Below are 20,223 nucleotides of genomic sequence, written 5' to 3'. Positions count from 1 at the left end.
CAACAGAATATGGCAATGATCAAAGACATGATTTCCTACACGAACTGTCCAGAGAGAGAAGTCCAGGCTGCAAGCTTCTCCAGTTACCGGTTGTGAAGTTACCCCTTTGTAGCCGTGGCGCTGAATCCGTAGAACTTTGTTTTTTCGGTAGTATGCGGCACCGATTTATCCCCGATATCGGATACCAATGAGGTCCTGTCTATATGACAGGTCGAATTAGGGTGGAACCACGAGCTGAACGCACTCGTCCCTTTCTGGGAGAGATGCGTTTTTTGCGTTCACAACTAACAATATTTGAGAAACGGAGGCTAAAATCATGAAGATCAAGGTAACACTGCAAGATGGAACAATTAGAGAGGTACTGCAAGGAACAACGATTAAAGAAGCAGCAGGTGCCATAAGTACCAGTCTGAAAAAAAATGCTGTAGCTGGAAAAATTGATGGAAAATCTGTTGATCTAAACCAAGCGATCGAACATGATTGCCGGCTCGATATTGTTACGTTGGATAGCAAAGACGGTCTTGAGGTTTATAGACACAGTACTGCACATATCATGGCGCAGGCCATAAAACGTATATATGGAGATAAAGCTGTCCAGCTAGGTATAGGTCCTGTTATCGAAGACGGCTTCTACTATGACATTGATATTGAGAAACCTCTATCCACTGATGATCTTGCTGCAATCGAACAAGAAATGGCGAAAATCATCCAAGAGAATCACCAGATTGTCCGCCGTGTGGTGAGCCGCACAGAGGCCATTAAACTTTTTGAAGAGCTGAATGAGCCTTTAAAGCTGGAGCTTATTCATGATCTGCCGGCAGACACAGTATTAACTATTTATGATCAAGGTGAATTTTCCGATCTTTGCCGTGGGCCACATCTTCCCTCTACTGGCTTGGTCAAAGCCTTTAAGCTGTTGAATGTAGCGGGTGCCTACTGGCGTGGAGATTCCAATAACAAAATGCTGCAACGTATTTATGGAACTGCCTTTCCTAAAAAAGCGCAGCTAGAAGAACATTTACTGTTTCTTGAAGAAGCTAAAAAACGTGACCACCGTAAGCTCGGCAAAGAACTTGAGTTGTTCATGTTCTCTGAAGAAGCGCCAGGCATGCCTTTTTATCTTCCCAAGGGAATGACAATCCGTACAGAGCTTGAGAACTTTGCCCGGGAATTACAAAGACAGAGAGATTACGATGAAGTTCGTACACCGCTGATGATGAACAATCGGCTTTGGGAGCAGTCAGGGCACTGGGATCACTACAAGGACAATATGTATTTCACAGATGTAGATGAAACAAAATTTGCCCTTAAGCCGATGAACTGCCCTGGGCATATGCTAATTTTCAAAAATAATCTGCATTCCTACCGGGAACTGCCTATCCGTATCTCGGAATTTGGTCAAGTGCATCGCCATGAATATTCCGGAGCATTGAACGGGATGATGAGAGTCCGCACTTTCTGTCAGGATGATGCTCACCTCTTCGTTTTACCAGAGCAAATTGAGGATGAAATAAGACGGGTAATCTCACTGATTGACCATATTTATCAAGTGTTCGGCTTTGAGTATAAGATTGAATTATCTACTCGGCCAGCAGATTATATGGGATCTGAAGAATTATGGGATCAGGCTGAACAATCTTTACAAAATGTATTAGACAATCTCGGGATCGAATATCGTGTGAATGAAGGGGATGGCGCGTTCTATGGACCTAAGATTGATTTTCATATCTTAGATGCGCTAAAACGAAGCTGGCAATGTGGAACAATCCAACTAGATTGGCAAATGCCAGAGAAATTCGATCTTACTTACATCGGGGAAGATAATCTTAAACATCGCCCGGTCGTAATCCATCGCGCTGTTTATGGGTCGATCGATCGTTTTATGGGGATTATTACTGAACATTTCGCTGGAGCTTTCCCACTGTGGCTCGCACCTGTTCATGCGAAGTTGTTGCCAGTCTCTGAGAACTATGTTGACTATGCACTGCAAGTGAAGCATCACATGGAGAAGGCTGGCATTCGTGTCGAAGTAGATATCCGAAATGAGAAGTTAGGCTACAAAATTCGTGAAGCTCAGCTTGAAAAAGCACCTTACATGCTCGTACTTGGAGAGAACGAAAAAAATTCCGACACTGTCTCTGTAAGAAAACGTGGTGAAGGTGATCTTGGTTCGAAGAGTATCCAAGACATCATTGAACAGATTAATGAAGAGATTATTAGTAAGAGATAAATTTAAGGGGCTGTCTAATCGTAGAAAAACTACGTTTGAGACAGCCCCTTCTTTATAACCTATTCATATTCACATGAACTCTATTTTACGTACAGGCGGCTGCTTTCTTCCCAATATTCGCCTGGTTTCAGGCTGAACAAGCCGATTTCATCAGCAGGAAGATCTACCATTGGTGCATTCACCAAGTTAATTTGTGGCTCAGGGCAGAAGAACTGCTCTGTAGCACCGTTATTCCAGATCATCCATTGTTTGTACGAAGTCCCTACATCGTACACCAAGGTTACTCCAGCTTTGCTATCGGTAAGCTCCATCCGGTTGCGTCCGTTCTGAGGTGCAGCCGTGTAGTGATTGTCCATAGATGCAAAATATGGATTCACACCTTCTTCACGAAGCTGAACTTCTCCTGGCTCCAACGCCTGGAACTTGCCTGTTGGCAGCATGCGGTCGTTGAGCTCCCAGCGCTCGCCAATAGTAGCTTTTACGCGATAATCTTGTGCACTGCTTCCTGGTGCGAAGGGTGCGTTAATGGCAGTGTGGAATGCCAGCAAGCAAGGCATCACATCTTCTCCATCATTGTGTACCAGCACCTGTTGAGATAATCCTCCTTCGCCGAGGGTATACCGCAATTTGATCGTGTACTTATGTGGCAAATATTGATAAGAAGGATGATTCTCATCCACCTTGATGAATACGGTTACGAAGCTTTCAGTCTTACCGCTGCCAAATTCTTCGACTTCCCAAGCTGCAGTATGTAAAAATCCGTGTAAATGGTTGCCCGTTGCAACTTCATTTACTGGGAATTGATAAGTTTGACCATTCCATGGAAATTTACCATCCTCATAACGATTTGGAGGAAATAATACAGGAATTCCGTGAATCCCCGGACTTGCCTTAAAAGCTTCCATTTCTTCAGCTCCAGGCTCATGCAGGAAGCGATATCCGTTTTCGGTATCACGGAAACAGATCAGGTTGCCGCCAATGCCCGGCAGAATAGCTGCCTCATAACGACCGGCTTTCAACCAGATAGCTGCTTCTCCTTCATATTGTCCTTCATACGCTGTGATTGACATAATATATTGTTCTCCCTTCCAGTGTCTGATAATTGTCTCCACTTGATAGATTACCACATCTAGTCATGAGGTGACATGCCCTTTTTACAATTGCTCCACTTCTACGCTCATTACATGTTCAATTTTCTTCACATCGTAATAAATTTCTGTTGCGTAATCCCGATCCGGGGCTGAGATCACCATATCGATCATTTGTCTGCCATCTTCCAAATCTTTAATTTTCATTCTTCGAATCGCTCGGGATGGACCTCTAGTACTACGCTGCGAGCTGACCTGAGGCCGCTCGATTTTTTGGATCACTTCTGTAAGCACAAAATTAGCTTCCATAATGATCCTCACTGAAACTTCATGTTTATTCAGTACTTCTGGACCTAGAGAGCGGATCAAATGAGGAACTAAATTTACAGCAAACATCAGCAAAATGACCGCATATGCTGCTTCAATATAGAATCCCGCACCCACAGCTATACCAATTCCAGAAGCTGTCCAGATGAGTGCTGCCGAAGTAAGGCCCGAAATGGCATCTCCGCCTCTACGCAGAATAACACCCGCACCCAAAAAACCAATCCCGCTGACAATCTGAGCCGCAAGCCGCATTGGGTCCATGTTTGGATGCTCTGGCCCTGCGAACTTATCAAAGGCATGGATAGACACCACTGTGACAAGACAGCTCGCAATGCTTATGACCATACTGGTCCGTATCCCCAGCGGTTTCTGCTTGATCTGTCGGTCAATCCCGATGAACAGCCCGAACAGCATGGCCACTAGTAACTTCATTAATGATTCCAATTGAAAATCCATATCGCAATCTCCTTTCTCCAGAGATACTCCATTATAACGGAAATTGGAGATAATGATTAGCTTTATTTTACAACAAAAAACGGCATAACCATCCTCAGCGCATATGCTCTTTCGACCCGTGTGGTCCAGCATAGCGATGAGGATGGAATCCGTTATGAGAGGCCAAGATTATGTTGAAAAACTAACCGTGCAGAAGCGACTCTGCACCGTCACAATAAATTTCCGTCCCCGTAATATGATCTGAATCTTCAGACGCCAGAAACAGCGCCAGCTTCGCTACTTGATCAGGTCGCCCCGGACCTTCTTCCAGCGGTTGATCTCCCTCAGGAAATTCTACAGGGATTTTCACTTCTTTCAGATCCTCTGATGGAAAAGTGTTGTCATCTATATTGGTCTTTATGGCCCCAGGACAGATCGCATTTACGCGAATTTGAAATTGAGCCAGTTCCAGTGCCGCCATTTTCATAAAAGCAACCTGTCCTGCCTTTGTCGTACTGTAAGCAGAAAAACCAACATTAGAAAATACACGATTTCCGTTAATGGAGCTGTTGATCAGGATGCTGCCTCCACTTTCTTTTAGATGCGGTATCGCATATTTAACAGTCGCGAAGGTTCCACGCAGGTTAATATGAATGGTCTGATCCCAAGCTTCAATATCCATCGTTTCAATAGGCGTCATTGCCCCATTAATCCCTGCGTTGGCAAAAACAACATCAAGACGACCCCATTTCGCGGCCGCCTTGTTTATCGCTGCTTCCACTTGTGGCGGTTCAGCAACATCACATTCGATAACTAGGGCTTCTCCGCCCTCTTTCTCCACTTGCTGTTTAACCTTTTCAGCGTTCTCCACAGTTCTGTCCAATAATACAACTTTGGCTCCGTTACGTGCGAACTCAAGCACGGTTGCCCGGCCAATTCCTGAGCCGCCTCCGGTTACAACTGCAACCTTACCTACAAGCTTTTTATCTGCCATATCGTGATATCCTCCTTCTTATCATGCAAGTCTTCCAGTTAAGTTCTTTCCTTAACCTTAACCTTGCATACAGAAGTTGAACCGACAGATATTTACTTTTCCTTTAGGATTATTATTCTCCCTGACGAAGATGAATGATCAGATCGTTTAATCCGGCTTCCTGGATCCCTTCCACTATAAGCTCAGCTACAAGACGAGCCCCTAAAATCTGAAAATGGGTATTATCCTGCACGCCACCTGGATGTGCAATAAATTCTCCTGGATAGCTCCACATGAATAAATCTTTTGAGCCCTCTGAGCCATAAGCCTCAAAGAGATTTCGGCTCTTCTCGGCTAAATCGATCAGTGGAACCTGCTCGGTAACTGCGAGTTCCCGCATGGCGATTAAATAATCTCCATGTGTGTCTACAATTGCTTCTTCACTATCAAATCTTCGCCGATGTACAGAGGTCACAAGAACCGGGTAGGCTCCCGCTTCCCTGGCGACTAAAATCAACCGGAGCAAATGCTCTTTATATGTAGTAAAGGGCTCGGTATGTCTTAAATCATCAGTTTTGGAATCATTATGTCCAAACTGGATGAACAGATAATCTCTGGGTCTGATATCTGCGGCAATGTCCTCCAAATGCCCTTCCTCAATAAAACTCTTCGAACTGCGTCCAGAAAGTGCTCGGTTATCTACAGCTATTCCGGCTTTGAAGCAGCGTGGAAGCAGTTGGCCCCACCCCGCATAGGGGTAGCCTTCTTCCCCTTGATCGGTCACCGTGGAATCTCCCGCCAGGAACAAGACTAGCGCTTCATTGTCCACCTGAATGTCCAAGGCATTGATACGCGGTGCCGCACCCGAGAACGATAGCTTTAGCTGCCCATCCTTAATCCTAATTGCAAAGGATTCGCGTAAGTATTGGCCCGCAGGCACATTTAGCGTGTCCAATACGAACTTGCCCTTTCCAGCTTTGATAAATGTGCTGGTATCTGCCAGAGCATCACCCAACAGCAGCGTAACACGGTAGATCCCATTCGGGAGATCCAGAAGAAAAACTGCTTTCTGTGGGATGCAGCAATCGCTTCGCAGTATATCTGTTCCCCCTCTGAAACGACCAAAGACGGTGGAATCAGAAGTGAAACCATACCCTATTTCCTTAGAATAAGATGTGTCCGGCCGAATTTTGGTGTAGCCAGGCTCAGCTTCCTTAATCCCAAAATCAAAACGATAGCTATCCAAATTCAGCCGCACCCTTCTTAATTAGAGATTTAAAGCATTATATTCGTTTGCTGAAATCAACCTTTCAAACCACTGGTGCTGATTCCTTCTACAATCTGCTTTTGGAAGATAAAGAAGATAATCATGACTGGTGCCAAACTTAGAACAGACATGGCGAACATTGGACCCCAGTTGGATACGGACTCACTGTCCAGGAACATTTTCAGCCCCATCGAAACTGTATATTTAGAAGGTGAGTTCAAGTACAATACCGGTCCAAGCAAATCTTCCCACCGCCAATAGAAGGAGAAGATCGCCGCAGTAGCCATAGAAGGACGGATAAGCGGTAGTATGATTCTGAAATAAAGTCCAAATTTCCCACAACCATCGATGGTAGCCGCTTCATCAAGTTCTACAGGAATGGTCCGAATAAACTGCAGCATTAGGAAAATGAAAAACGGGACACCGAAGAACTGTGGAACAACGATCGGTTTGATACTGTCGAGCCATTCCAATTTGGCATAGATAATGTATTGAGGGACGAGCACCACATCGGAAGGAAGCATCAGGGTCATCATCATGATTCCGAACCATAAGCCATGGCCTACAAATTTATTTCGGGCAAAACCAAAGGCAACCAGTGAAGATGAAATGACTGCGCCCAGTGTTGCGACAATGACAATTACAAAAGAGTTCTTGATGAAGACACCAAAGGAGTAACCTGCAACACCTTCCCAGCCTTTAGCATAGTTCCCCCATTCCCATGGATCAGGTATAAGGTGCTGAGCTGTAACAAATACAAGCCGGCTCTCTTTAAAAGAACTCATGATCATCCACAGAATCGGATACAGCATAACGATAGCGAGGCCACCTATAAGGATGTGATAAAGCGGCCATTTCAGTTTAATTTTCGCCATGGATTATTTTCCTCCTTCCGACTCGTAGAAGACCCACGATTTGGATGTCTTGAACAAGATTCCGGTCATGATGCCGACAAGCAACAACATTACCCAAGCCATAGCCGAAGCATAACCCATATTATTAAACATAAAAGCCTGACGGAATAAATAGAGAGAATACAACATAGTGCCGTCCATAGGTCCGCCTTCACCTTTAGAGATAATATAAGCTGGAACAAAGGTCATAAATGCGCTGATCGTCTGCATAACTAGATTAAACAGAATCACTGAACTTAAGAGTGGCATAGTAATCTTGAAGAATTTTCTGAAGAATCCGGCTCCATCCACACTAGCTGCTTCATACATTTCACCAGGAATGTTTTTGAGACCTGCCAGAAAGATCAACATGGATGAGCCAAACTGCCACACAGATAGAGTTATCAACATGATAAGTGCAGCGTTCGGATTGCCAAACCAACTTACCGGTCCAATTCCAAAAAAGCCAAGCATGCCGTTAATAATTCCAGTATCACTAAAAATATTACGCCACATGATGGAGACCGCCACACTACCCCCTATAATAGAAGGTAAATAATAAGTTGTCCGATAGGCTCCTACCATACGTGATTTCGTATTTAGAATCATGGCCACAAATAATGCGAAGGTTAGACGTAAAGGCACACCGATAAATACGTAAAGCAGCGTTACCTTTAGTGAATGCAAATATTTCGGGTCATTTGAGAACATTTTGATGTAATTATCAAATCCAATCCACTTAGGTGGAGCGAATAAATTATATTTGGTAAAAGAAAGATACAGTGAAATGATCATCGGGATCAGTGTGAAGCAAAGGAAGCCAATGACGAACGGACTGATGAAGGCATATCCTGTAAGGTTACTTCGTAACCGCCGGCCGGTGAGGTTCTTTTTCTTAACAGCCAATGGATTCGAAGGTAGGGGATTCGTTAATGCCAAGGGTCTCCAACTCCTTTTTATGTGAATAATATGGGAAACGGGATGCCGCCTAGCGAAATGGCATGCCGTTTCCCATGTGAGACGCAGTATAGTTATCTGTTACCCTACGATTAACGGCTGGAGAGAATAGAGTTCGCTTCTTTTCGGAACTGTGCCGCTGCTGCTGCTGGGTCGATTTTTCCGAAGTTCATTTGTTCAGCGAGGTCTGTAAGCAGGGCTACAACCTCTGGGGAACCTACCGGTGGACTCATAGGTGAAGTAGTAGGCTCCATGTCAGCAACAAACTTAAATACTTGCTTACCGGAATCAGTTAATTGAGTAGCTACAGATTCTTTGATTTTGCTTGAAATCGGTACTCCGCGTTCGCCTTTGATCAGGTTGTTAGCTTCCACATCATTAATCCAGAAATCAACGAACTTCGCTGCTTCTTCCTTCACTTTAGAGTTAGAAGTAATTGACCAGTACATACTTGGCTGCATGTAAAGCCCTTTATCCATATCTGGACCAGGCATTTGTGCCAGCTCCATAGGACGATTTACAGCGATTTGCAAAGCAACGTATTGGTTCGACCATTGCCATACACCGATACCTGTCCCTTTAACAATATCCGACTCTTCAATAACCCCTTTATTTTGGCTCAGTTTGTCTTGTGATGGGACCGCTCCATCTTTAATCAGACCAGACAACATTCCGAAAAAGTCAGTGAACAACGCATCGTCCTCATAACCAAGTGCGGAACCATCATTGTTATAGAGTGCCAGCCCTTTTGTACGCAGATAATAGTTGAAGAACACGTCTGCTGCCATGGAACCATCCATATACAGTCCAGCCGACTTAGCTTTCGCGGCGATTTCCTTGTATTGATCCCAAGTCCAGTTCTCTGGGATAGAATCAACACCTGCCTTTTTCAGCAATTCTGGATCATATTGAAAACCAAGTACGTTAACCCCTAACGGAATTCCGTATTGCTTCTCACCGATCACTCCAGTACTCAGCACGTTCTCATTCACATCGCCGACTTGAATCTGAGAGTTCAAATAAGGTTTCAAATCTTCGAGCTGTCCGTTAGATCCATATTGATTAATATAAGAAATATCCATTTGAACGATGTCAGGAAGTCTATTTGCAGCAGCTTGCGGAGCAAGCTTTTTCCAGTAATCATCAAAGGATGCATATTCAGGCTCAATGGTTACATTCGGATATTTGGCTTCATACATATCAATAACTTGTTGTGTATAAGAATGTCTTGTATCTCCACCCCACCATGCTATACGCAGGGTTACTGGTTCTGCTGAGGTCGTGGCCGCAGGTTTCGTTTCCGAAGGAGTATTTGTAGCGGAATCCGTAGCAGTAGCATTGTTATTGTTGTTACCTCCACCGCAACCAGCTAACATCGACGACAGCAATAATGGTACGGCTAGTAAAGCGAATCTCTTTTTCAATTTCATGTCCCCTTTTCCTATGATAGTGTAAAGGCTCTGATCCCTTTAGGTAGCGCTTTCATTGGTTAAATTTTCTCAAATATTCCGTGATTATTGAATACAAAAAACCGTCTTGTTTGTTCAATAATCAGTTCGCTTGAGGGGGTTTCATGAAATCTGTAGGGGTCTGGCCGGTTACTTTTTTAAAAACCTGACTGAAATATTGTGCATTTCCACCGAAGCCGAACATTTCAGCCAGCTCAAATACTCTCACATCCCCACTTCTCAAAATATGCTCCGATGCTTTAGCAATCCGGTAATTGGTTACATAATTCGAGAATTTCTCCCCGGTAATTTTTTTGAATATTTTGCCGAGATAGTCGGGATTCATATATAACATTTCAGCAGCGACCGAGCTAAGTGACAGCTCTGCATTCTTGTAATCCTCTGCGATAATTTTGAACATTTTGTCTACAATAAGTGATTGCCGGGAACTAAAATGTCGGTCATACATCGCTGTTAAGCGAACCGCTGCCTCTTTGACGTATGCTTTTAAACCTCCCAAGGTTCTAATTTCGGCAAGCTCCGCCAAGCCTGATGTGAAGCTATTTCTTTCATCAGGGACTGCTAAACGAATCATAGCGGAGTATAACTGCAAAACATAAGAACGCGTCACGTTAATATCTGACCGTTCATCAGCGAGCAAGTTGAATAATCGTTCCAATTCCAGCTCTACCGTATTTTGATCGCCTGCTTTTATAAGTAGACAAATATGCTCTTCATCTAACTCGATATCATTTCTTCCACTTAGCTCATCACTTGGGATATCACTTCCGGTAATCAAACCGCCCGCCTCCAAATAAAAACGATGGTTCAGGCACTGCAAGGTCTGACGATACAATCTCCGGGAATGAATCATAAGGTCAGCATCACTAATCGCGATTGTCACATCCATTTTATAAAACTTGCAGAATACCTCTCTTACTTCAGCGATACGTTTAAGCAGGGGGCTGTTCTGCACCGTATTGCCTTCGTCTTCCAGTAATATTAATAAATGACCGCCTATCGTCGCACTCAGGAGTGTTTCCTGAAGTACGTCCTGGGCAATATTTTGCAGAGCGAACAATTGCTCATATTCATAAGATCCCTCTAGCCGGAACAGGAGCAAGCGCACCGTTTTGTCATTAAGCTCGATGCCGAATAGTTCCTGATAATACTCTAGATCCTGACTTCCATAAGTTTTGTTAGAGATCCATTCCTTCAAAAATTGTTCTTTCACATGGGGCAATACCTTCTGTAGACGTTGTTTCATACTATTTACGAATTCGCCCCGGCTCTTCTGTTCATCGAGCTCTGCTACCAGCTCAACCAGTGCCTCATGGATCTGATTCTCATTGCACGGCTTTAAAAGATAATGTTTGACCCCGTTCTGCATAGCAATACAAGCATAATCAAAATCCTTATAACCAGTCAGCATAACGAATTTCACATCTGGAAATCGTTCACTGCATTTTTGCACCAGTCCCAAACCGTCTAAACCAGGCATAGAAATATCAGTGATCACAATTTCTGGGCTAAGCTCCTCTATTTTCACCAAAGCCTCAAGCCCGTTCCACGCCGTGCCTACAAGCTCTGTTCCCGCTCGTCCCCAGTCCACAACCTGCGATATCCCTTCCAGAATCAGTCGTTCATCATCCACCAGCAGCAGTTTATACATTCTCTAGCACTCCTTTTAAGTAAGGTATACGCACATGTATAGTTGTTCCTTGACCCGGCTCACTTTCTATGACTGTGCCCCATTCAGGGCCGAAGACGATTTGAATCCGTTCCGCGATGTTAGCTAAGCCGATGCCTTCTCCACGGGTCTTAACTCTCCCCATCTGCAAATCTTTGATAAATTCAGGGCTCATTCCCGGTCCATTATCACTGACTCTGATATCGAGGCCCTGCTCTTCTTCACTAACTGTTATAGAAATGGTGCACGGTTCAATATTAGGCTCTAGTGCATAGCGGATAGCATTTTCGATTAAAGGCTGCAAGGTCAGCTTCGGAATCAAAGCGTCATGCAGATGTTCAGGTACATCCATCCGGAAATCTAGCCTCTCATCAAACCGTGTTTTCTGGATAATGACATAATTGCGCACGATAGTGATCTCTTTTTCAAGTGTAATCAGCGGATCCTTGAGACCAATAGAGCTGCGGAACAAGTAACCGAGCGCTTCTACCATTTCTGAGATTTTGGCTTGTTTGTTCATTTTGGCTAACCAGTTGATCGATTCCAGTGTATTGTACAAAAAATGCGGATTAATCTGGGCCTGTAATGCTTTCAGCTCGGTCTCTCTAATTATCAGCTGCTTCGCATAGTTCTCATCAATAAGCTCTCTGATCCTGCGGATCATCATTTTAAAAGTCCGGTTTAGCTGACTAACCTCGTCCTGCGCAGTCTGTGAAACCACACCTAATGACTGTTCCTCCAGATTGTCCAGATCGCCCTTCTCGATTTGCTTCATTTTTTTGGTCAGCTTAGAGATCGGACGTACAATACTACGAGCAAGCCTGTAGCCTAAAAGGAGACCAATTAATAAGATTAGTGCGAATATGATGACGACCAGCTTTTTGACAAAAGTAATATGTTTGAACATCTCATTAAATGGAGTTGCATTGATGTAGATCCAATCTATATAAGATGATTTCGTCTTAGTTATAAAATAAGTACCTTCTTGATATTTGGCCGTGCGATATAGCTCCGGACGTTCTGTCTCTTCTTTAAGCTCTTCTGGCAAAAGAATCGGCGCTTCAGGATAGATTGCCTGTCCCGTCGTGGCATCAACTGCGATTAATTGGTCGGTATCGCTCGTACTATCCGCAATGATTAGATCGATCCGAATACGGATCACAAGTGTTCCCAGATCATCCAGCGTAAACGTTGACCCTGTATAAGATTTAATCTGCCGAACCGCCAAAAGTGAATTTCTGTTTCCTTGCGGATACCACACTATACTTCCACTAGCTTCCGCAGCTAACGGCTTTAACTGATCCTGCAGATCCTGTGATACCCCTTCACGATTACCCGCAGTCATTACTCCGCCACTCGTATCCATCAGCATCATGGAATAAACGTATTTCTCTGCCCCTGCAAAAGCAACCAGCCTGTTTATGATCTTGTTATGTAGAACTTGTCTTTCATAAGGCTGTGGATCATTCTGCAATTGGCGCAGGCATTCTTGAATTTGCTCATCAGACACGACTGTAAAAGAAAGCTGATCCAATTCTCTTAGGGCATTTTCGATGCTTATAGAGGACATCCCCAGTACCTCAGAGGCCTTTTCATAAATTTGCTTGTCATAGATACGATATACATATTGCAAAACGGTCAAAGAGAATAAAAAGGAAAGTAGAAGCAAAAAGGAAATAATCAGTATCATTTTGTTGAAGATGCCCGAACTTTTGTAAGCGCTAACATTTTTCCAAATCATCTACATTCTCCGCTCCCTAAATATGATAATTTTCATTTATTATCACTATAATTCCATTATAAACCATATTGTTCCATTTGGGTAAATTTACGTGAACTGAAAGCTAAGGATAGTATAATGGCTCGGCGAAAAAATTCCTATGTAAAAAAGGGCTCGAAATGAAATCCAGAATCAGACTTCACTTCAAGCCCTTATATTGAGCTACCTCCACACCTACAACTGACTAGCCAAGCATCATTCGGTCATCTGCCAATTTATGTCCGCTGATTGTCTCGAATTCTCCGAGCAACCGTTCTACAGTAAGATCTTTTTTACGTTCCTCATCGATATCCAAAATAATACGGCCCTTATCCATCATGATCAGACGATTGCCAAGACGAATGGCCTGTTCCATGTTATGAGTAACCATTAGGGTGGTTAACTTCATCTCACGGACAATGGACTCTGTCAGTTTAGTAATTAGCTCCGCACGAGAAGGGTCAAGGGCTGCTGTATGTTCATCTAAAAGTAAAATTTGCGGTTGAGTAAAGGTCGCCATTAGCAGGCTTAGCGCTTGTCTCTCTCCACCTGACAACAACCCTACTTTTGCCCGCAGGCGATCTTCCAGCCCAATCCCCAGCCTACTTAGCTCATCACGAAACAAAGCTCTTTTTGCTTTATTTACGCCAAAGGTTAACCCTCTGCTTTTACCTCTTTTATAAGCCATAGCTAAATTTTCTTCAATTGTCATATGTGGAGCCGTACCCGCCATTGGGTCCTGAAAGACACGGCCGATCCAGCGACTCCGTTGAAATTCCGCCAAATGGCTGATTGAATTCCCTTCAATGCTGGCTGTACCCAGATCCGGCTTCATGACACCGGAAATAATGTTCATCAGCGTAGATTTGCCAGCTCCATTACTTCCAATGATGGTGACAAAATCACCGGGAAGAAGCTCCAAATCAATGCCGAGCAGCGCTATTTTCTCATCGGGTGTTCCGGGATTGAACAGCTTAGATACGTTCTCCAGTTTAAGCATCAATGGTGCCCCCTCTCTTGCTGCTTAGCGCCTGCTCAGCTAATTCAACGGAACGCCTCCGCGCCATATTCTTCTGCTTCAGGAAACGCTGAATCGATGGGAATACAAGAGCGAAAATAACGATAATTGCTGTGATCAGCTTAAGATCCGAAGCTTTCAGCCACGGTACCCGCAAGGCAAGTGCAACTACGATACGGTAAACTATGGATCCGAGCACAACAGCCAATGTGGCCCGAAATACATTTTTGGCACCGAATATGGCTTCACCGATGATCACCGAAGCTAACCCGATTACAATCATCCCAATACCCATGGAGGAATCCGCAAAAGTAGAATACTGAGTGATTAGCGCCCCCGAGAGCGCCACCATTCCATTGGATAAACTGACGCCAAGAATAGTGGTATTATCCGTGTTTACACCCAGACTACGGATCATTCTTGCATTATCTCCAGTAGCCCGCAGCGCAAGTCCAAGATCTGTACGCAGGAATAAATCCATTACTATTTTCACAAAAATAACTACAAACGGCAGAACGAGCAGAGGATCAATGGAAGTGAACAAGGTAGTGTCACCCATTAAAGACCAGTTCGGTTTGCCACCAAATATCCGCAGATTAATGGAATAGAGTGCAATCATCATCAAAATCCCGGATAACAGTCCATTAATCTTGCCTTTCGTATGTAATAGGCCCGTACACATTCCTGCCAGCATTCCGCCAGCAATAGCGGCCAGGGTAGCAAGCCATGGTGCATAACCGTTAGTAATCATAACAGCGGCTATGGCACCACCAGTGGTAAAGCTCCCATCTACAGTCAAATCAGGGAAATCAAGAATACGAAAGGTAATGTATACACCTAAAGCCATAAATGCGTAAAGCAGTCCCATTTCAACGGCCCCGAGCATCGAATTTAACATAGATGACTTCCTCCTTCGAGCGGAAAGGGGCGTTCTCACGAAATCGCCCCTATATAATGGCTTATTGAATAATATTGGTAGCTTGATCGGCAACTTCTGCCTTCATTGCATCAGTCACTTCTATGCCTTGCGCTGCTGCAGATTTCAGGTTAAGAATGAGATCGAGTTTTTCTTGCATGGTTACTTTCATATCAGCTGGCTTTTTACCATTTTTCAAAATATCCACGGCCATTTGACCCACTTGATAGCCATGATCGAAATATTTAAAACCAACGGTGGCAAAAGCTCCCTTTTCAACCGTATCACGGTCACTGGAGAAGAAGGGGATTTTCTTGTCATTAGCTGTTTGAATTATGGTATCCACTGCACTTACGACTGTGTTATCCAAAGTAATGTAGAATGCATCTACACGACCCACAAGTGATTCTGCAGCTTGTTTGACTTCAGAGGTATTCGTGATGGCAGCCTTCACTAGCTCGATTCCATGCTTATCCAACTCTTTTTTAGCAATCTCAGCCATAATTACTGCATTTGGTTCACCTTCATTAATAACGATGCCCAGCTTTTTCACGTTAGGAAATTGGGTAGCTATAAATTGCATTAATCTGTTAATCGCTTCGGGATTGGTGTCCGATACACCTGATACATTTCCACCTGGATGCTCCAGATCCGTGACAATCTTCGCGTCGAGTGGGTCAGTTACTGCTGCGAATAAAATCGGTGTATCCTTACTTGCTTTGCTAAGTGCCTGAACAATTGATTGAGCGGAAGGCGTTGCAATTGCCAATACCAAATCATTAGAGTCAGCGGCAATCTTTTGAGCAATGGACAAGTTATTCGCTTGGTCAGCCTGTGCATTCTCAAGGTCAACCTTCAGGTTCTCGCCCTCAACGATTCCTGCATCCTTCAAAGCAGCGAGAATTCCTTCGCGTGTAGCATCAAGTGAGGGGTGCTCCACATATTGCGAAATCGCAATTTTGTACGTTTTTGAATCTGCTGCTCCTGCATTCGTAGGGGAATTACCGGAATTCGCTGCATTTCCTGAGTTTCCAGCAGTGTTATTGTTGCCACAACCAGCTGCTACGAGCATGAAGCATAAGCTTAATCCCGCCAAAATGTTTCTCTTTTTCATCAAAGTACCCCATTTCATTAGTTTATTAACGCATACATCAAGGTGAGCGACTCAGCATTATCACTTTTATCGATAAAAGCATTAAAGCATAAGCTTACACGTACCTCACATTAATGATAGAAATCTATTAAACCTATATTATATGGAGGTTGTTTATCCGTCAATCACTTATCATATTTCCATAGATTTCAAATTCTGAAGAATATATGACATCAAAACAGGTAATGCTTGGTTGTCTCTTACAGCGATTGCCTTTGTTTCTTTTACATAAAAAAAATCGCCCTGCACAAACTTAATTTACAGTTTGAAGATGGAGCGTGTTAAATGGCTAATAATCACAAAAGACTACTAACCACCGCTACTGTATTGCTTGCTGTCGCTTTAACGAGTTCATCCTGCGGTTATTCATCTCAATCGCAAAAACCTAAGGTTAACGCGCTAACTCCTGATGGAAAAAACGCCTCCAGTTATTATGAACAATCTGCAATTACTGACGCTCAGGGAAAGTATTGGATTCCACTCAAGCCTGCGGTTACTTCGCTCGGATACCGGATGAAGGATGATGGTTCACGTGATGGATACACTAAAATCGGTTATAGCGATGTTATGTATATGCTGCGCCCTGGCTCACCACAGGTATTCTCACTTGGGGAAAAAATCACACTGCCACAAGCCCCTAGACGGCAAGAAGGGCAAATCTATATCACCCCTTTAGCCTTGTCCAAATTTCTGCAAACAGAAGTAGGCTGGAATCCCCAGTCGGGTGAGATAAACATTGCTACACCATCCGAACGTAAGACTATCGAAAAATTATCTTCGGTCGAATCCACGAGTGAATCTAAACCTTTGCGCATTCAAAGTATTTCTGAAGCGGATAAAAAGGAGTTAGTCGCTTTTGCCAAAAATTTCTTAGGTGTACCCTACGACTTTGGCGCTGGATCTTATGAAGAAACCAAAAAATTTGATTGCTCTTCTTTTACAAGGCATGTATTCAAAAAATTCGGTGTCAGCTTACCTCGTTTAGCTAAAGATCAAGACAATTTAGGTACTCGTGTAAGTCGAAGCGAACTGGATGTAGGGGATCTTATTTTCTTTACCGTTCCCGGGCGATTTGAAAGTGATGCTATACCTGGCCATGTCGGTATTTACATTGGAGACGGAAAGTTTATCCACACTTGGGGTGAACCCGGAGTTCAGATCAGTGACCTCGACTCAGGTTATTGGAGTAATGTAATCCTCCATATGCAGCGTGTTTTATAAGCTTCCCATACTTTAAAAGAAATCATTCAAAAAGCCTGATTCCCTATTGAAGGGATTCAGGCTTTTTTGACTACAACTCTTATCCATTTCTTAATCCCAGCTCTTGCCCCTTCCGCTTATCCGGACAAACAGCTTTACAAGTTCTACTATAACAATAATCGCTACGGCTGCTGCACATACTATTCCCCACTGTAATCCACTTAAATGCGAGACACCAAACCAGTCGTTTAAGCCCGGGATGATGATCACAAGCACAAGCATTAGTATAGAGATCAGCGACGCCCATAACATATAACGATTGCTAAACCAACCGATCTGGAATAGCGATTTTTTATTGGATCTGACGTTAAAGGCATGGGCAATTTGCAGTAATCCTAATGTGGCAAAGGCCATTGTAACCGCAATACCTTCATTGTAATGCGTATGCGCCCATTGGTACACGAATAACGTAAGCGCCGCTTCTATAATCCCTTGATATATAATCCCGATGCCTACACCGCCAGCAAAGATGCTACTGCTTGCTTTACGCGGCTTCTTCGCCATTACATCCTCACCGGCTTTCTCAAGCCCGAGGGCAAGTGCAGGTAAGGTATCCGTAACGAGATTAATCCACAGGATATGGATCGGCTCTAGAATACGCCAACCAATCATAGTCGCGATAAATAATGTCAGCACTTCCCCAAGATTAGCCGAGAGAAGGAACTGGATTGCTTTGCGGATATTGCTGTAAACTTTCCGTCCTTCTTCAACGGCAACAACTATAGTCGTAAAGTTATCGTCGGCAAGAACCATATCTGATACACCCTTGGCAACATCCGTTCCGGTTATCCCCATGCCCACACCGATGTCGGATGATTTAAGTGCAGGAGCATCATTTACACCATCTCCGGTCATCGCCACAATTTTTCCTTTTTGCCGCCAAGCCTTAACGATACGCACCTTGTGTTCAGGAGAGACGCGTGCATAAACCGAATAATCGGTAACCTTCTCCGCAAATTCCTCTTCGCTGAATTTATCCAGCTCACTGCCCGTTAATACACCTGATTCATCTTCAATAATCCCTAATCTTTTGGCAATAGCCGCTGCTGTATCACGATGATCCCCTGTAATCATTACAGGTCTTATTCCCGCTTTACGGCAGATGGCTACCGCATCCCGTACTTCCTCACGCGGCGGGTCTATCATACCAACCAAACCAATAAATACTAACTCTTTCTCCGTCGTATCTGGTGAGAGATCAGTCGGCAACTGCTCCTCATCTCGGAAAGCAAACGCCAACACTCGAAGTGCGTCATTTGCAAGCATTTTATTACTCTCCATGATATTCCGCTTATGTTCGTCTTGTAGAGGTACCATTTCTCCATCCACATAGATATGGCTGCATTTGGACAAAAGTACATCTGGTGCACCCTTTGTCAGCACACGGTAACGTCCAGCTTCGACCTCATGAATCGTTGTCATCAGCTTGCGATCGGAGTCAAAAGGCAGCTCATTTTTACGTGGATATTTCTTTTCCAGCTCCCTTTTGTCAGTACCTATACTAAGCGCATAATCGACTAACGCGGTCTCCGTCGGATCGCCGATGATTGCTTTTCCGCTCTTGGTTTGGGGATCCTTGGTTCCAGCTTTTGCTTCAGTTTCACTAGGAGTCTTTCCTTCGTCAATGCTGGAGTCATTACAAAGCGTCATAGCTTGAAGCAATAACTCACCACCAGGAATCCCTTCAAGTCCTGCACTGGAATCAGTGGTCTTTCCGTTGACATGTACTTTTTCGACAGTCATTTTATTTAATGTTAAAGTACCTGTCTTATCGGAGCATATAATCTCTGTACTTCCGAGTGTCTCCACGGCAGGAAGCTTGCGAATGATCGCTTTTCGTCCCGCCATTCGCTGCACACCAAGCGCGAGAATGATCGTAACAATTGCTGGCAGCCCTTCCGGGATAGCCGCTACCGCAAGTGAGATCGAGGTGAGTAGCATATCCATTAGCTCTCTTCCCTCGAAGATCCCAACGGCAAAGATAATCACGCAAACGCCAAGAATAATAAAGGTGAAATATTTCCCTAGTTCATCCAGCTTTTTTTGCAGCGGTGTTACATCATTATCTTCCTCCGAGATATAACCGGCAATTCTACCGACCTCCGTCTGCATTCCTGTTGTTGTAACGACACCAACCGCCCGGCCATAAGTAACACTGCTGCTCATATAAGCCATATTGGTGCGGTCACCGATTACAATGTCGCTACCTTCAAGCACACCGGCCCGCTTTTCTGATGGCAATGATTCTCCTGTAAGCGCGGCTTCCTCCGTCTTTAACGATGCGGCTTCCAAAAGTCTTATATCCGCCGGAACTACATTTCCGGCTTCCAGTAATACGATATCCCCGGGTACGAGGTCTTCACTTTTTATCTCAGTAACCTGACCTGAACGTCTTACTCTGGCATGCGGAGAGGACATGCTTTTAAGCGCATCGAGTGCCTGCTCCGCCTTATTTTCCTGAATAACTCCAAGCACCGCGTTCAGAATGACTACAAGCAAAATAATAATCGTATCCGTCCATTCCCCCAAAACTCCTGACAATACAGCTGCTACTAGCAAAATAAAGATCATTACATTTTTAAATTGTTCGATAAACTTTTCTAATAGCGATTTAGTCTTCGCTTCTTGCAGTACATTCTTCCCATATCGCTCAAGAAGTTTAGCCGCTTCATCGGAAGATAAACCCTCTTTCCGAGTTTCCAGCCTATTCAGCACTTCTTCCTCGCTCAGTGTATGGAAGGGTACCAGCCCTTGCGATTGTGGATCATTTGAATTCAAGACCATAGCCTCCTTCCAGAATTGAGATCTG

15 protein-coding genes are annotated in these 20,223 nt (G+C 44.1%); 2 read left to right on the top strand and 13 right to left on the bottom strand.

The window, feature by feature from the left end; all coding sequences use genetic code 11:
• The first annotated feature begins 316 nt into the window (after positions 1 to 316).
• A complete protein-coding gene (thrS, locus tag MKZ09_RS14100) occupies positions 317 to 2,230 on the top strand; it encodes a threonine--tRNA ligase (RefSeq protein ID WP_076135478.1) in 1,914 nt (637 codons plus the stop codon).
• Between the two features lie 80 nt (positions 2,231 to 2,310).
• On the opposite strand, the gene MKZ09_RS14095 is transcribed toward thrS, so the two are convergent.
• From MKZ09_RS14095 to MKZ09_RS14040, 12 genes are all read right to left on the bottom strand, one after another.
• Positions 2,311 to 3,300 carry an aldose 1-epimerase gene (locus MKZ09_RS14095; protein WP_076135476.1) on the bottom strand — a complete coding sequence of 330 codons (990 nt, stop codon included), beginning with the start codon at positions 3,298 to 3,300 and terminating at the stop codon, positions 2,311 to 2,313.
• A gap of 84 nt (positions 3,301 to 3,384) precedes the next feature.
• Entirely contained in the window at positions 3,385 to 4,101 is a 717-nt protein-coding gene (locus MKZ09_RS14090) for an MgtC/SapB family protein (RefSeq protein WP_036686231.1), read from the bottom strand.
• 181 nt (positions 4,102 to 4,282) lie between these two features.
• Entirely contained in the window at positions 4,283 to 5,074 is a 792-nt protein-coding gene (locus MKZ09_RS14085; protein WP_076135474.1) for an SDR family oxidoreductase, read from the bottom strand.
• A gap of 112 nt (positions 5,075 to 5,186) precedes the next feature.
• Positions 5,187 to 6,299, bottom strand: coding sequence for a rhamnogalacturonan acetylesterase (locus MKZ09_RS14080; RefSeq protein WP_076202544.1), 1,113 nt, complete (start codon positions 6,297 to 6,299; stop codon positions 5,187 to 5,189).
• 56 nt (positions 6,300 to 6,355) lie between these two features.
• Positions 6,356 to 7,195 (bottom strand): carbohydrate ABC transporter permease, encoded by an 840-nt coding sequence (locus MKZ09_RS14075; RefSeq protein WP_076105000.1) that lies wholly within the window; start codon positions 7,193 to 7,195, stop codon positions 6,356 to 6,358.
• A gap of 3 nt (positions 7,196 to 7,198) precedes the next feature.
• Positions 7,199 to 8,119 (bottom strand): carbohydrate ABC transporter permease, encoded by a 921-nt coding sequence (locus MKZ09_RS14070; protein WP_076105030.1) that lies wholly within the window; start codon positions 8,117 to 8,119, stop codon positions 7,199 to 7,201.
• Positions 8,120 to 8,262: 143 nt separating this feature from the next.
• Entirely contained in the window at positions 8,263 to 9,600 is a 1,338-nt protein-coding gene (locus MKZ09_RS14065; protein ID WP_076202541.1) for an ABC transporter substrate-binding protein, read from the bottom strand.
• Between the two features lie 121 nt (positions 9,601 to 9,721).
• Positions 9,722 to 11,290, bottom strand: a complete 1,569-nt coding sequence (locus MKZ09_RS14060) for a response regulator transcription factor (protein ID WP_076202538.1) — start codon at positions 11,288 to 11,290, stop codon at positions 9,722 to 9,724.
• Positions 11,283 to 13,049 carry a sensor histidine kinase gene (locus MKZ09_RS14055; RefSeq protein ID WP_076135748.1) on the bottom strand — a complete coding sequence of 589 codons (1,767 nt, stop codon included), beginning with the start codon at positions 13,047 to 13,049 and terminating at the stop codon, positions 11,283 to 11,285. Before MKZ09_RS14055 ends, MKZ09_RS14060 begins: the two co-directional genes overlap by 8 nt.
• 223 nt (positions 13,050 to 13,272) lie before the next feature.
• Positions 13,273 to 14,067 (bottom strand): ABC transporter ATP-binding protein, encoded by a 795-nt coding sequence (locus MKZ09_RS14050; protein WP_076135466.1) that lies wholly within the window; start codon positions 14,065 to 14,067, stop codon positions 13,273 to 13,275.
• The gene (locus MKZ09_RS14045; protein WP_036686219.1) at positions 14,060 to 14,983 is read right to left on the bottom strand and encodes an ABC transporter permease; all 924 of its coding nucleotides are present in this window, start codon (positions 14,981 to 14,983) and stop codon (positions 14,060 to 14,062) included. The genes MKZ09_RS14050 and MKZ09_RS14045 overlap by 8 nt, the downstream gene beginning before the upstream one ends.
• A gap of 61 nt (positions 14,984 to 15,044) precedes the next feature.
• The gene (locus tag MKZ09_RS14040; protein WP_076135464.1) at positions 15,045 to 16,115 is read right to left on the bottom strand and encodes an ABC transporter substrate-binding protein; all 1,071 of its coding nucleotides are present in this window, start codon (positions 16,113 to 16,115) and stop codon (positions 15,045 to 15,047) included.
• 324 nt (positions 16,116 to 16,439) lie between these two features.
• On the opposite strand from MKZ09_RS14040, the gene MKZ09_RS14035 reads away from it, so the two are divergent.
• Positions 16,440 to 17,375, top strand: coding sequence for a C40 family peptidase (locus MKZ09_RS14035; protein ID WP_076135462.1), 936 nt, complete (start codon positions 16,440 to 16,442; stop codon positions 17,373 to 17,375).
• A 90-nt stretch (positions 17,376 to 17,465) separates the two neighbouring features.
• Here the strand turns inward: MKZ09_RS14035 and MKZ09_RS14030 are convergent, their stop codons facing one another.
• The gene (locus tag MKZ09_RS14030; RefSeq protein ID WP_218643110.1) at positions 17,466 to 20,162 is read right to left on the bottom strand and encodes a calcium-translocating P-type ATPase, SERCA-type; all 2,697 of its coding nucleotides are present in this window, start codon (positions 20,160 to 20,162) and stop codon (positions 17,466 to 17,468) included.
• Positions 20,163 to 20,223 lie beyond the last annotated feature (61 nt).

Source organism: Paenibacillus sp. FSL R5-0908 (genome assembly GCF_038006245.1).
Lineage (GTDB): Bacteria > Bacillota > Bacilli > Paenibacillales > Paenibacillaceae > Paenibacillus_AQ > Paenibacillus_AQ odorifer.
The sequence above is the reverse complement of the archived record's forward strand: the minus strand, read 5'-3'. Positions and strand labels throughout refer to the sequence as shown.

Coding starts and splice junctions, on each gene's coding strand:
- MKZ09_RS14075 (WP_076105000.1), bottom strand. CDS start 7,195: ATGGCGAAAATTAAACTGAAATGGCCGCTTTATCACATCCTTATAGGT.
- MKZ09_RS14065 (WP_076202541.1), bottom strand. CDS start 9,600: ATGAAATTGAAAAAGAGATTCGCTTTACTAGCCGTACCATTATTGCTG.
- MKZ09_RS14090 (WP_036686231.1), bottom strand. CDS start 4,101: ATGGATTTTCAATTGGAATCATTAATGAAGTTACTAGTGGCCATGCTG.
- MKZ09_RS14095 (WP_076135476.1), bottom strand. CDS start 3,300: ATGTCAATCACAGCGTATGAAGGACAATATGAAGGAGAAGCAGCTATC.
- MKZ09_RS14045 (WP_036686219.1), bottom strand. CDS start 14,983: ATGTTAAATTCGATGCTCGGGGCCGTTGAAATGGGACTGCTTTACGCA.
- MKZ09_RS14040 (WP_076135464.1), bottom strand. CDS start 16,115: ATGAAAAAGAGAAACATTTTGGCGGGATTAAGCTTATGCTTCATGCTC.
- MKZ09_RS14085 (WP_076135474.1), bottom strand. CDS start 5,074: ATGGCAGATAAAAAGCTTGTAGGTAAGGTTGCAGTTGTAACCGGAGGC.
- MKZ09_RS14035 (WP_076135462.1), top strand. CDS start 16,440: ATGGCTAATAATCACAAAAGACTACTAACCACCGCTACTGTATTGCTT.
- MKZ09_RS14050 (WP_076135466.1), bottom strand. CDS start 14,067: ATGCTTAAACTGGAGAACGTATCTAAGCTGTTCAATCCCGGAACACCC.
- MKZ09_RS14055 (WP_076135748.1), bottom strand. CDS start 13,049: ATGATTTGGAAAAATGTTAGCGCTTACAAAAGTTCGGGCATCTTCAAC.
- thrS (WP_076135478.1), top strand. CDS start 317: ATGAAGATCAAGGTAACACTGCAAGATGGAACAATTAGAGAGGTACTG.
- MKZ09_RS14060 (WP_076202538.1), bottom strand. CDS start 11,290: ATGTATAAACTGCTGCTGGTGGATGATGAACGACTGATTCTGGAAGGG.